Origin of the sequence: Microbacterium sp., from assembly GCF_036566905.1 — a bacterium.
GTDB lineage: Bacteria > Actinomycetota > Actinomycetes > Actinomycetales > Microbacteriaceae > Microbacterium.
This window is the reverse complement of the sequence record NZ_DATCVK010000129.1, coordinates 17,851-29,765: the sequence shown is the minus strand read 5'-3', so window position 1 is coordinate 29,765 and position 11,915 is coordinate 17,851. Positions and strand designations below refer to the sequence as shown.

General features: G+C 68.9%; 13 protein-coding genes and 4 tRNA genes. 13 read left to right on the top strand and 4 right to left on the bottom strand.

Annotated elements, in window-relative coordinates:
* Positions 1-15: 15 nt before the first annotated feature.
* The 5 genes from zapE (at position 16) to VIP82_RS10005 (ending at position 3,673) form a co-directional block, all read left to right on the top strand.
* Positions 16-1,044 (top strand): cell division protein ZapE, encoded by a 1,029-nt coding sequence (gene zapE, locus VIP82_RS10025; protein ID WP_331908122.1) that lies wholly within the window; start codon positions 16-18, stop codon positions 1,042-1,044.
* Between the two features lie 199 nt (positions 1,045-1,243).
* A complete protein-coding gene (locus VIP82_RS10020) occupies positions 1,244-2,512 on the top strand; it encodes an ammonium transporter (RefSeq protein ID WP_331908120.1) in 1,269 nt (422 codons plus the stop codon).
* Between the two features lie 91 nt (positions 2,513-2,603).
* The gene (locus tag VIP82_RS10015) at positions 2,604-3,158 is read left to right on the top strand and encodes a type II toxin-antitoxin system PemK/MazF family toxin (protein WP_414684650.1); all 555 of its coding nucleotides are present in this window, start codon (positions 2,604-2,606) and stop codon (positions 3,156-3,158) included.
* A 62-nt stretch (positions 3,159-3,220) separates the two neighbouring features.
* A complete protein-coding gene (locus tag VIP82_RS10010) occupies positions 3,221-3,421 on the top strand; it encodes a hypothetical protein (RefSeq protein WP_331908116.1) in 201 nt (66 codons plus the stop codon).
* Between the two features lie 90 nt (positions 3,422-3,511).
* Entirely contained in the window at positions 3,512-3,673 is a 162-nt protein-coding gene (locus tag VIP82_RS10005; protein ID WP_331908114.1) for a hypothetical protein, read from the top strand.
* A gap of 77 nt (positions 3,674-3,750) precedes the next feature.
* Here VIP82_RS10005 and VIP82_RS10000 read toward each other — a convergent pair.
* A tRNA-Val gene (locus tag VIP82_RS10000) sits at positions 3,751-3,826 on the bottom strand.
* A 155-nt stretch (positions 3,827-3,981) separates the two neighbouring features.
* Here VIP82_RS10000 and VIP82_RS09995 point away from each other — a divergent pair.
* The 3 genes from VIP82_RS09995 to VIP82_RS09985 all read left to right on the top strand — a co-directional run bounded on the left by VIP82_RS09995 (position 3,982) and on the right by VIP82_RS09985 (position 4,283).
* A tRNA-Gly gene (locus VIP82_RS09995) sits at positions 3,982-4,054 on the top strand.
* Between the two features lie 53 nt (positions 4,055-4,107).
* Positions 4,108-4,181, top strand: a tRNA-Cys gene (locus tag VIP82_RS09990).
* Between the two features lie 27 nt (positions 4,182-4,208).
* Positions 4,209-4,283 (top strand) — tRNA-Val (locus tag VIP82_RS09985).
* A 44-nt stretch (positions 4,284-4,327) separates the two neighbouring features.
* On the opposite strand, the gene VIP82_RS09980 is transcribed toward VIP82_RS09985, so the two are convergent.
* Positions 4,328-4,540, bottom strand: a complete 213-nt coding sequence (locus tag VIP82_RS09980) for a KTSC domain-containing protein (protein ID WP_331908112.1) — start codon at positions 4,538-4,540, stop codon at positions 4,328-4,330.
* A gap of 238 nt (positions 4,541-4,778) precedes the next feature.
* On the opposite strand from VIP82_RS09980, the gene thrS reads away from it, so the two are divergent.
* The gene (gene thrS, locus VIP82_RS09975) at positions 4,779-6,773 is read left to right on the top strand and encodes a threonine--tRNA ligase (RefSeq protein WP_331908111.1); all 1,995 of its coding nucleotides are present in this window, start codon (positions 4,779-4,781) and stop codon (positions 6,771-6,773) included.
* Complete coding sequence (locus VIP82_RS09970; protein ID WP_331908110.1) at positions 6,770-7,354, top strand: HIT family protein; 585 nt, start codon at positions 6,770-6,772, stop codon at positions 7,352-7,354. The genes thrS and VIP82_RS09970 overlap by 4 nt, the downstream gene beginning before the upstream one ends.
* Positions 7,355-7,417: 63 nt before the next feature.
* Here VIP82_RS09970 and pdxY read toward each other — a convergent pair whose 3' ends face one another.
* Positions 7,418-8,269, bottom strand: a complete 852-nt coding sequence (gene pdxY / locus VIP82_RS09965; RefSeq protein ID WP_331908108.1) for a pyridoxal kinase PdxY — start codon at positions 8,267-8,269, stop codon at positions 7,418-7,420.
* A gap of 7 nt (positions 8,270-8,276) precedes the next feature.
* A complete protein-coding gene (locus VIP82_RS09960; protein WP_331908106.1) occupies positions 8,277-9,620 on the bottom strand; it encodes an aminotransferase class I/II-fold pyridoxal phosphate-dependent enzyme in 1,344 nt (447 codons plus the stop codon).
* Between the two features lie 131 nt (positions 9,621-9,751).
* Here VIP82_RS09960 and pdxS point away from each other — a divergent pair, with 131 nt between their 5' ends.
* The 3 genes from pdxS to VIP82_RS09945 are packed head-to-tail and all read left to right on the top strand — an operon-like array spanning position 9,752 to position 11,797.
* The gene (gene pdxS, locus VIP82_RS09955; protein ID WP_331908104.1) at positions 9,752-10,639 is read left to right on the top strand and encodes a pyridoxal 5'-phosphate synthase lyase subunit PdxS; all 888 of its coding nucleotides are present in this window, start codon (positions 9,752-9,754) and stop codon (positions 10,637-10,639) included.
* The gene (gene pdxT / locus VIP82_RS09950) at positions 10,633-11,238 is read left to right on the top strand and encodes a pyridoxal 5'-phosphate synthase glutaminase subunit PdxT (protein WP_331908178.1); all 606 of its coding nucleotides are present in this window, start codon (positions 10,633-10,635) and stop codon (positions 11,236-11,238) included. The genes pdxS and pdxT overlap by 7 nt, the downstream gene beginning before the upstream one ends.
* 37 nt (positions 11,239-11,275) lie before the next feature.
* Entirely contained in the window at positions 11,276-11,797 is a 522-nt protein-coding gene (locus tag VIP82_RS09945) for a hypothetical protein (RefSeq protein WP_331908102.1), read from the top strand.
* Positions 11,798-11,915: the final 118 nt, after the last annotated feature.

Here is an 11,915-nt window from a genome sequence, read left to right as displayed (position 1 = left end):
CGACACAGGATCCGCATGACCGTCTCCGCCACACGCACCGGCGTCGTCCACCTCGTGGAGCGCGCCCCGCAGCTCGCCGGCGCCGAGATGGTCGCCGCACTGGTCCCGCCCCCGCAGTTCGCCGATGCGACGTTCGACACGTATCGCGCCGACGCGGCTTACCCGTCGCAGCAGGAGGCGAAGGATCTGCTTCAGGCCTTCTCCGGCGCGTCGGCCCCGGCCAAGGGCGGTCTGTTCCGCCGCGCCAAGCGCCCTGAGCTCAAGCCGGGCGTCTATCTCGACGGCGGATTCGGCGTCGGCAAGACGCACCTGCTCGCCTCCGTCTATCACGCGATGCCCGCACGCCGGAAGTACTTCGGCTCGTTCATCGAGTACACGGCGCTCGTGGGTGCGCTCGGCTACCAGAAGACGGTAGAGCTCTTCCGCGGGGCGGACCTGCTCTGCATCGACGAGTTCGAGCTCGACGACCCGGGCGACACCATGGTCATGACCCGTCTGCTCGGCGAGCTCGTCGGGTCGGGCACCCGACTGGCCGCGACCTCGAACACGCCTCCCAACGCGCTCGGTGAGGGGCGTTTCGCCGCGCAGGACTTCCTCCGCGAGATCCACGCGATGGCGGCGAGCTTCCAGACGATCCGCATCGACGGCACGGACTTCCGCCATCGCGCGCTGGACGGCCACGCAGCCGTGCTGGATCCGCCCCAGTACGAGACGGTCATCGCGGATGCCGCGGGTGTGGGCCTCGCGTCGGACGACACGTTCGAGGCGCTCGTCACCCACCTGGCCCACGTGCACCCGTCGCGGTACATCAGGCTCATCGACGGGCTGTCGCTCGTGGGTCTGCGGGACGTCGCTCCGTTCACCGACCAGTCTGCGGCGCTGCGGTTCGTCGCTTTCATCGACCGGGTCTATGACGCGCAGCTGCCGATCCGCGCGACCGGCACGTCGCTCGACCTGGTCTTCCCCGAGGAGATGCTGGCCGGCGGGTACCGCAAGAAATACCTGCGCGCGATCTCCCGGCTCGTCGCATCGACACTGGACTGAGCGACACGACACTCACGGGACCGGCCGACTCCGGTCGGATTCGCGGCCCGCGTCCGGTCCGCCGAAACACGATGTTTACGTGCGCGGCCCTCGTGTAACGAGGGAGAAACACGGGTCGGCCCGCTGCGGAAACGGACCGTAGTCACACTGAGGGGACCCGACGCTATACCTGCGTCCCTGCAGAGAGGTTCTCTTCGAGATGGATCAAGGCAACACCGCATTCATCCTGATAGCGGCAGCACTCGTCCTGTTGATGACGCCAGGACTCGCTTTCTTCTACGGCGGTCTCGTCAAGGCCAAGAGCGTCATCAGCATGATGATGCTCAGCTTCGGCGCGATGGGCCTCATCGGCGTCCTTTGGGTCGTCTACGGCTACGCGATCGCGTTCCCCGGTTCTGACGGAGTCATCGCGCCGTGGGCGATCGACTGGTCGGCCATCGGGCTCGAGAGCGTGCTCGAGGCGCCTGAGGGCGCGGCGTACCCGCCGCTGGCCTTCGTCGCGTTCCAGGCCACCTTCGCCATCATCACGGTCGCGCTCGTCTCGGGCGCCATCGCCGACCGCGCCAAGTTCGGCTCGTGGATGATCTTCGCCGCGATCTGGGCGACGATCGTGTACTTCCCGGTGGCGAGCTGGGTGTTCAACTTCGGTCTGGCCGAGGACGGCAGCTTCGCCTACGGCGGCTGGATCACCTACGGCATGCAGGAGTTCTTCGGTGTCGGCGCACTCGACTTCGCCGGCGGCACCGCAGTCCACATCAACGCCGGCGCCGCAGCCCTGGCACTGGCCCTGGTGCTCGGCAAGCGTGTCGGCTTCCAGAAGGGCGTGCACGTCCCCCACAACCCGCCGTTCGTGCTCCTGGGCGCCGGTCTGCTGTGGTTCGGATGGTTCGGCTTCAACGCCGGCTCCGAGCTCGCTGCGGACAACACCGCTTCGCTCGCGTTCGTCAACACGATCGCAGCACCCGCAGCCGCACTGCTGGCCTGGCTGGTCGTCGAGAAGATCAAGGACGGCAAGCCCACTTCCGTGGGTGCCGCATCGGGTGCCGTCGCCGGTCTCGTGGCGATCACCCCGGCGTGTGCCTTCCTGACGCCCATCTGGGCGATCGTCCTCGGCCTGCTCGCCGGCGCGGTCTGCGCCCTGGCGATCGAGCTGAAGTACAAGTGGGGCTTCGACGACTCGCTCGACGTGGTGGGCATCCACCTCGTCGGCGGCCTCCTCGGCACGCTCTACCTGGGCTTCTTCGCCAACACGACGGGCCTGATCTACAGCGGTGACGGCACGCAGCTGCTCGTCCAGGCGATCGCCGCCGTATCCGTCCTGGTCTACTCGTTCGTGCTGGCATGGATCATCGGTTTCGCCATCCAGAAGACGATCGGCTTCCGCGTGAAGAACGAGGACGAGATCGCCGGCATCGACACGGTCGTCCACGGCGAGGAGGGCTACGTGCTCGAGGGCGCGCGCGCCTGACACGTACGGCACTGCCCGAAGGGGCGTCGCGGTTCCCCCCACCGCGGCGCCCCTTCGCCGTGCTCCGGCGCGGACGACTCCCGCTCTTAGGATGACGACTGTGACACAGCGAAACGGTCTGCTCGGCATCCTGGGCGGCATCCTCCGGCCACGCAGGAGCCCGGCGTCGACCACTCCACCAGCGTCGTCCGCTCCGCCCGCGACCAGAGCACCGGCCGAGAGCCGCGGCGGCCCCGCCGCGACCGTGGAGGTGACACCACCCGCCGCCCATGCTCTGCGGATCACGTATGCCCCCGACCACGACGGCGACCCCGACGCAGGGGAGATCGTGTGGACATGGGTGCCGTACTCCGAGAACGACGGCCGCGGCAAGGATCGTCCGGTGCTGGTCATCGCACGGCAGAGCGACGACCGCGTCTACGCCGTCCGTCTGACGAGCAAGGCTCACGACGCAGACCGCGATTTCCTCGCGATCGGCACAGGGGAGTGGGATGCGCAGAGCCGCCCGTCCTGGGTCGACATCGATCAGCTCTACAGCGTGCATCGCGACGGCATGCGCCGCGAGGCATCCGCTCTCGATCCGGAGCGGTTCGCACGCGTCGCCGACGCCCTCCACGGCCGCTACGGGTGGATCGCCGGCGACTGAGACCGCGTCGGTCCGCACTTTCACCTGGGAGTGCACACATGTGCGGCACGTACGGTCTGGGAATGAGCAGACAGCGGCCGTCCCCGTTCGATCCGAGCCCGCAGCGCGAGCAGACCGCGCCGGTGCAGGTGGTCGACGGGAACGAGGAGTTCGCGCAAGCCGCTCCGACGGCGTTCGGCGCGCGCATCGTCGACGGGGACCGGGTGCGGTCGCTGAAGCCGACGCACATCCCTTCGCGTTCACCTGAGGACGAGCTGGTCTGAAGCTCCCAGCAGGCGCGACTTCTCAGACCGGCGGGACTATGATCCTGTCATCGCGGACGACCCGAACGACTCCGCGACGGGGAGTTCAAGATGGACTGGGGAGTCCTTGTCGTCGTCGGCGTGCTCGTATGGACAGCCGTCGCCATCGGTCTCGGCCTGCTGCTGGGGCGCATGATCCGTCGCCGTGACGAGCAGAAGCCGACGAGACCGGCCGAGGCCGGAGAAGCGTCGGAAGACCGCCGAGCCGCGTGATCGCCTGAGTCGGCTGGACCCGACGATCGCACACAGAAGCGGAAATGCGAAAGCCCCCGGGGGTTCCGAGGGCTTCGTGGTGGGCGATACCAGACTCGAACTGATGACCTCTTCCGTGTGAAGGAAGCGCGCTACCAACTGCGCCAATCGCCCGTTCCCCGAGGGGGACGACTACCGATCCTACCGGATCCCGGAGCGTGCCTCGGACCACTTCCGGATGACACGCGCGGGGTGCGTTCGGTTTTGCAGGACGGCGAGGATCGGTTAGAGTCTTTCAAGTGCCCGGGTGAACAACTCGGGAGCGAAATGCGGATGTAGCGCAGTTGGTAGCGCACAACCTTGCCAAGGTTGGGGTCGCGAGTTCGAGTCTCGTCATCCGCTCGAGTGCAGGGATCTCCTCCAGAGATCACGGCACGTGGGGTCAAACCACACGCGGTGGCGTGGCCGAGCGGCTAGGCACCGGCCTGCAAAGCCGTTTACACGGGTTCGAATCCCGTCGCCACCTCCACTCCCGGTCCCGACCGGAGTTCGACTCGGGCGATTGGCGCAGCGGTAGCGCGCTTCCCTGACACGGAAGAGGTCACTGGTTCGATCCCAGTATCGCCCACCACCTGAAGCCCCCGCCTCGGCGGGGGTTTTCGCTTTCCCCGCGGGTCAGCGGACGTGCTCGGACGGATAGACCTCTCTGATCCGCTCACGGAAGAAGCGGCCGGCGCTCTCGGCGGCGCGCAGTCCGTGATACACCGACGGCGGCACTGCGAAGTAGCGGTAGAGCTCGCCCGAGCTGAACTCGAGCTCGAGCACGGCGGTGTCGGCGTCGTAGCCGGCCGAAGCGATCGCCGCGGAGTCGAGGGAGTGTCGGCGCACCCGCTCAGGCTACGCCGCGACGTTCCCCGTCGGTCCCGTCCGACATACGGGTGAGCCCGTCTGCCGGCACCCGGCCCCCCACGGGCACTGGTTACACTCGAGGGATGGAACTCGTCTGGTCGACCGCTGCTGCGGCACTCAAGACCGACACGCGAACGCTCGGCGCCTGAGCGGGCGGGGCGTGTCGTGCGCCTGAAGCTGAGTAGCCTTGATCCGAGCCATTTCCAGGAGAGTTTCCGTGACTGACGCTGTGTCCCTGCCCATTGACGGCTTCGCCCTGTTCCCCGACCGCTCCGTGGTCGCATTGCGGGTGAACGGCGAACTGAAAGACCTCGCGACGGCGGTGAACGACACGGATGCCGTCGAGCCGGTCACCATCGACAGCCCGGACGGTCTCGCCATCCTGCGCCACTCGACCGCCCACGTTCTGGCCCAGGCCGTGCAGCGCATCAACCCGCAGGCCAACCTCGGCATCGGCCCTCCGATCACGGACGGGTTCTACTACGACTTCGGCGTCGAGCATCCGTTCACCCCTGAGGACCTCAAGGCGATCGACAAGGAGATGCAGCGCATCATCCGCGAGGGCCAGCGCTTCGTGCGCCGTGTCGTCAGCGACGAGGAGGCGCGGGCGGAGCTCGTCGACGAGCCGTTCAAGCTCGAGCTCATCGGCCTCAAGGGCGGCGGAGCCGAGAAGACCGAGGGCGCATCGGTCGAGGTCGGCGCCGGCGAGCTGACCATCTACGACAACGTCGACCGGGACGGCCAGACCGTGTGGAAGGACCTCTGCCGGGGTCCGCACCTGCCCAACACTCGGATGATCGGCAACGGCTGGGCGTTGCAGCGCATCGCCGGCGCGTACTGGCGCGGCAGCGAGAAGAACCCGCAGCTGCAGCGCATCTACGGCACCGCCTGGCCCTCGAAGGATGAGCTGCGCGCCTACCAGACCCGTCTGGAGGAGGCCGCCAAGCGGGACCACCGCAAGCTCGGCAAGGACCTCGACCTCTTCTCGTTCCCCGACGAGATCGGCTCGGGCCTGTCGGTCTGGCACCCGCGCGGCGGTGTCGTCCGCGGCGAGATGGAGCAGCACGCGCGCCGTCGACACATCGCCGGCGGCTACACCTACGTGTACACGCCGCACATCTCGAAGGAGGACCTGTTCCTCACCTCGAATCATCTCGTCACCTACAAGGAGGGCATGTTCCCGCCCATCGTGATGGACGAGGAGCGCGACGAGAACGGCGAGATCACCAGGCACGGTCAGGACTACTACCTGAAGCCGATGAACTGCCCGATGCACATCCTCATCTACAAGGAACGCGCGCGCAGCTACCGCGACCTGCCGATGAGGCTGGCAGAGAACGGCACCGTGTACCGCAACGAGCTGTCGGGCGCACTGCACGGGCTCACCCGCGTGCGGGGCTTCACACAGGACGACTCCCACCTGTTCGTCACGCCGGAGCAGCTCGAGGAGGAGGCGACCAACGTCCTGCAGTTCGTCATCTCGATGCTGCGCGACTTCGGGCTGGACGACTTCGAGCTCGAGCTGTCGATGCGCGACGACGAGAAGGAGAAGTGGATCGGCTCCGACGAGTTCTGGGACTACTCGACCAACGCCCTGCGCAACGTCGCTGTCGCGAGCGGGCTCAAGCTCACTGAGGTGCCCGGCGAGGCGGCGTTCTACGCTCCGAAGATCGACCTCAAGACCCGCGACGCGATCGGCCGCGTGTGGCAGCTCTCCACGGTGCAGGTCGACCCGAACCTGCCCGAGCGGTTCGAGCTCGAGTACACCGATCGGGACGGCCAGAAGAAGCGGCCGATCATGATCCACCGCGCGCTGTTCGGCTCGATCGAGCGGTTCTTCGCGATCCTGCTCGAGCACTACGCCGGCGCCTTCCCGGTGTGGCTCTCGCCGGTGCAGGTGGTCGGCATCCCGGTCGCCGAGGACTTCGCGGACTATCTGGGCGACGTGGTCGACCAGCTCAAGGCCGAGGGGGTCCGCGCCGAGCTGGACCACAGCGACGACCGGATGCAGAAGAAGATCCGCACCCACACCACGCAGAAGGTGCCGCTGCAGCTGATCGCCGGTGCGCAGGACCAGTCCGCGGGCACGGTGTCGTTCCGCTTCCGCGACGGGACGCAGGAGAACGGCGTCCCGATCGCCGACGCCGTGCGTCGTGTTCGCGACGCCATCGCCTCCCACGCGCTGGTGAACACTGCGGAGGACTTCGCGTGAGCGACGACGAGGCCGGGTCGGAGGGCGTTCGGCGGACGGACGCCGCCGACCCGGCGCTCGTCGACGCCGCGACGCTTCCGGGCGTGCCGGACGAGTTCCAGCGTCTGTGGACACCCCACCGGATGGCGTACATCCAGGCGGGTCCCGAGGTGCTGCGCAAGGAATGCCCGTTCTGCGAGGCGCCGCGCAAGTCCGACGAGGACGGGCTCATCGTCTTCCGCGGGCGAACGGCGTACGCGCTGCTGAACCTGTACCCGTACAACTCCGGGCATCTGCTCGTGTGTCCGTACCGCCACATCGCGACGTACGACCAGGCGACGGATGAAGAGGTCGCCGAGATCGGCGCACTCACCCAGCAGGGCATGCGCGTACTGCGTCAGGTCTCGCGGTGCGACGGCTTCAACATCGGCATGAACCAGGGCCATGTCGCGGGCGCCGGCGTCGACGAGCATCTGCACCAGCACATCGTTCCGCGATGGGCGGCCGACGCGAACTTCTTCCCGATCATCGCCAAGACGAAGGCGCTGCCGCAGTTGCTCGGCGACGTGCGCCGCGCGGTGGCCGACGCCTGGCACGGCTGACCGCGGGAGCAGATGCCGCAAGGCAACGGATGCCGCGACCCGCGGCATCCGTTGCGCTCCTCGTCAGCGGACCTTCGTGACCTCGAACTGCAGGCGCGGGTGGGCGTAGGCTTCCTGCGCCTCGATGAGCTGCAGCTCGCGCTCGCCCGACGCGTGCGTGCGCTCGAGCAGGTCGTAGACGCTCGAGGTCGTGCGGGCGAGGGCGTCCGCGGCGTCGCCGGTGCGACGCAAGTGCGCCGTGAAGAGCGCCGCCGTGACATCGCCCGAGCCGTTCGCCTTCATCGGGATGTGCGGGGTCTGCACGATCCACGCGCCGTCATCGGTGACGGCGAGCATCTCGATCGTCCCCTCTGGACGATCGGGGCGCTCGACGCTCGTGACGAGGACGGTGCTCGGGCCCATCGCGCGGGCGAGGTCGGCCGACGCCAGGGTCGACTCGAGGTCGGCAGGCTCGGTTCCGGTCAGGAATCCCAGCTCGAACTGGTTCGGCGTGATGATGTCGGCGGCGGGCACGACGCGCTCCCGCAGCAGCACGGGGATCGCGGGGGCGACGAAGCACCCCGACTTCGCGTTGCCCATCACCGGATCGCACGCGTACACGGCGGCCGGATTGGCCTCCCTGACGCGCACCACGGTGTCGAGGATGACGTCGGCGATGCCCTCGCCACCCTGATAGCCGGAGAGGACGACGTCGATCTGCGGGAAGACGCCGCGCTCCTCGATTCCGAGAATGACGTCGCGGACGTCGTCGGGACTGATCATCGGGCCGCGCCATGCGCCGTAGCCGGTGTGATTCGAGAAGTTCACCGTGTACACCGGCATGACCTCGACGCCGATGCGCTGCAGCGGGAAGACGGCGGCGGAGTTGCCGACGTGGCCGTAGGCGACCGCGGACTGGATCGAGAGGATCTTCACCGCTCGATCATGCCACTTCCCGTGTGACCAGCCGCCCACCGGCGGCCCGCACCGCGGCCGCCACGTCGGCGGCAAGGCGCTCGGCGTCCACGACGTCGAGGTCGTGCACCGTGAGACGCAGCCGGTGCGACGGAGTGTCTCCGCTCAGGACGAACTCGTCGCCCGGCCGCGCCAGCCACCCTCGGCGCATCAGCTGCTCGGCGACGGCGCGCGCGGGCACCGGAAGCGGGATCCAGAGGTTCAGTCCATCGCCGGCCGCCGCGGGCACGCCTTCTGCGGTGAGCCGCTCGACGAACGCCGCGTTGCGCGCCGCGTAGTGCGCACCCGCGCGCTCGATCGCGGCCATGGTGCCGGCATCCGTCAGCAGTGCGTGAGCGAGGCGCTGGAGAAGGTGGCTCACCCACGTCGTGCCGGGGGTGAGGCGCATCGCGAGCCGCTCCGCGGTCTCGGGATCGGATGCCGTCACCGCCAGGCACATGTCGGGTCCGAGGAACTTCGACACCGACCGCACGAGCGCCCAGCGGCGGTGGCCGGGTGCGATGACGGAGTGGAACGGCTGTTGCGACAGCAGCGAGAAGTGGTCGTCCTCGATCACGAGGACGTAGGGATGGTCTTCGAGTACGCCGCGCAGCTCTTCGGCGCGTCGAGCCGACAGGCTCGCACCGGTGGGGTTCTGCGCGCGCGGCGTGAGGACGACAGCGCGTACTCCCTGTTCGAGCGCGGCGCGCAGCCCGTCGGGCGTCATGCCCTCGTCGTCGACGGGCACCGGGACCGCGCGATAGCCGCCGATGCGCACGGTGTGGATGCTGGTGAGGAAGCACGGGTCCTCGAGCGCGACGGCGTCGTCGCGCGTGAGCGCCTGCGCCAGCAGCCGCTCGACGGCATCCGCCGCGCCGCTCGTGATGGTGAGGCGCAGTTCGGCCGCCGGCGGAAGGCCGTCGCGCATCCACTCCTGGGCCCAGTGCTCGAGTTCGGGGTCGATGACGGGCTCGCCGTAGAGGACGGGGCGACCCGCCATCCCCGCGAGGGCGCGGGAGAGGTCGGGGATCAGCTCGGGATCCGGGTTGCCGGTGCCCACGTCGCGGAGCACGCTGCCCGCGGCGAAGCCCTCCTGCGCCACAGGCGACAGGTCGGCGACGCGTGTGCCGCTGCGGCCGCGCGTGACGATCACGCCGGCCTGGGTGAGCTGCCGATAGGCGGCAACCACCGTGTTGCGGTTCACGCCCAGCTCGTCGGCGAGCGACCGCACCGGGGGCAGGCTGTCGCCGGGGAGCAGGTCGCCCCGTTCGATGCGGGCGCGCACGCTCTCGGCGATCTCCGAGGCGGATCGTCCGCTGATGTCGAGGGTCATGTGCCGCCCCTGCTGGTCGCTGTCGTCACCCACCGATCGGCGGGTGATCCTCATGCTATCTTTTGGCCTAGGCCAATACCCGCATTGTCCTCACCCGTTGCGCTGCGGCGCTCCACTCGAAGGGAAAGCTCGTGACCACCGACACGGGAACCGACCGCGTCAAGCGCGGCCTCGCCGAGATGCTCAAGGGCGGCGTCATCATGGACGTCGTCACCGTCGACCAGGCGAAGATCGCCGAGGACGCCGGTGCGGTCGCCGTCATGGCGCTCGAGCGCGTGCCGGCCGACATCCGCGCCCAGGGCGGCGTCTCGCGCATGAGCGACCCCGACATGATCGACGGCATCATCGACGCCGTCTCGATCCCGGTCATGGCGAAGGCCCGCATCGGCCACTTCGTCGAGGCGCAGGTGCTGCAGGAGCTCGGCGTCGACTACATCGACGAGTCCGAGGTGCTGTCGCCGGCGGACTACATCAACCACATCGACAAGTGGGGCTTCACCGTCCCGTTCGTGTGCGGCGCCACCAACCTGGGCGAGGCCCTGCGGCGCATCAACGAGGGCGCCGCGATGATCCGCTCGAAGGGCGAGGCGGGCACCGGCGACGTGTCGGAGGCCACCAAGCACATCCGCACCATCTCGGGCGAGATCAACCGACTCACGTCGATGTCGAAGGACGAGCTGTACGTCGCCGCCAAGGAGCTGCAGGCGCCCTACGATCTGGTGGCGGAGATCGCCGAGACCGGCAAGCTGCCGGTCGTGCTGTTCGTCGCCGGCGGAGTCGCCACGCCTGCCGATGCCGCGATGATGATGCAGATGGGCGCTGACGGCGTGTTCGTCGGCTCGGGCATCTTCAAGTCGGGCAACCCCGCCCAGCGCGCCGCCGCGATCGTCAAGGCCACCACGTTCTACGACGACCCGAAGGTCATCGCCGACGTGTCGCGCGGCCTCGGCGAGGCGATGGTGGGCATCAACGTCTCCGACCTCCCCGCCCCGCACCGGCTCGCCGAGCGCGGCTGGTGACGACGCCGGCTCCGCGGGTCGGCGTCCTCGCACTGCAGGGGGATGTCCGTGAGCACGTGCGCGTGCTCACGGACCTCGGCGCCGAGGTGACGACCGTGCGCCGCCCGGCGGAGCTCGCCGCCATCGACGGGCTCGTGCTCCCCGGCGGCGAGTCGAGCGTCATAGACAAGCTCTCCCGCGCGTTCGGCATGCGCGAGCCCGTGCGCGAGGCCATCGCGGCGGGCATGCCGGTCTACGGCACGTGCGCCGGCCTCATCCTGCTCGCCGACCGGATCACCGACGGCATCGTGGGTCAGCGGACGTTCGGCGGACTGGACGTCACGGTGCGCCGTAACGCGTTCGGCAGCCAGGTGGACTCGTTCGAGGTCGACCTCTCCGTGCCGACCCTCGGCGAGCCGCCCGTCCATGCGGTGTTCATCCGAGCCCCGCTGGTCGAGGAGGCCGGCAACGGCGTCGAGCGCCTCGCCGTGCTGGATGACGGGCGGGTCGTCGCGGTCCGCCAGGGCTCGCTCCTCGGCACCTCGTTCCATCCCGAGGTGACGGGCGAGCACCGCTTCCACACTCTGTTCCTCGACATGGTGCGCGAGCGGCAGCGCTGACGACGTGCGGACGACACGTCGGGGTAGATTCTGACTCATGACGATCAACGACTGGTGGCGCGAGCACCCGGAGGAGCGCTACTGGATGATCGCCCCGTCGCGCGGCGTCGTCGGCGATGCGCTGTCGGCCCCGAAGGCGGCGGAGGAGCGGCGATTCGAGTGGTCGCACGAACTCGTCGGGTTCACCGAGCCGGGCGACACGCTGTTCGTCTGGGACCGGACCCTTCCGGTGCCCGGCATCGCCGCATGGGGGAGAGTCCTCGGTCCTCTCGGCGAGGAGACGCGGGAGCGTCGCGGCGACGACCTGCCTCATTGGCGGATGCCGATCAGCGACACGCTGCGGCTCGCCTCTCCCATCACCCTTCCGAGCCTCCGCCGCGTCGGCGGCGAGATCGTCGCCGTGCGCGATCGCGTGGAGCAGCTCACGGACGGGCCGGTGTACTTCCCCTTCATCGGCTCAGCCGAGACGCTGGGGCCGGCGCCGGCGTACCTGACGAAGGTGCCGCGAGACCTCGTCGCGCTGCTCTCGTCACGGTTCGGCTTCGAGTTCGCCCTGTAGGCACCGCCCGCGGGAGGCGAACGCCGGTGCGCGGCGGTGCTGCAGAGCATTGATCGCGAACGCGCTGCGCCCGGGGAATAGAATTGTCCGTCGGCGGTGGCCGCGCCGGATGGCGCCG

Bases quoted from the DNA above. Each gene is read 5' to 3' on its own strand.
- VIP82_RS10015 (WP_414684650.1), top strand. From the start codon at position 2,604: ATGACGACTGTGACACAGCGAAACGGTCTGCTCGGCATCCTGGGCGGC.
- VIP82_RS10005 (WP_331908114.1), top strand. From the start codon at position 3,512: ATGGACTGGGGAGTCCTTGTCGTCGTCGGCGTGCTCGTATGGACAGCC.
- VIP82_RS10020 (WP_331908120.1), top strand. From the start codon at position 1,244: ATGGATCAAGGCAACACCGCATTCATCCTGATAGCGGCAGCACTCGTC.
- VIP82_RS09960 (WP_331908106.1), bottom strand. From the start codon at position 9,620: ATGACCCTCGACATCAGCGGACGATCCGCCTCGGAGATCGCCGAGAGC.
- VIP82_RS09945 (WP_331908102.1), top strand. From the start codon at position 11,276: ATGACGATCAACGACTGGTGGCGCGAGCACCCGGAGGAGCGCTACTGG.
- VIP82_RS10010 (WP_331908116.1), top strand. From the start codon at position 3,221: ATGAGCAGACAGCGGCCGTCCCCGTTCGATCCGAGCCCGCAGCGCGAG.
- zapE (WP_331908122.1), top strand. From the start codon at position 16: ATGACCGTCTCCGCCACACGCACCGGCGTCGTCCACCTCGTGGAGCGC.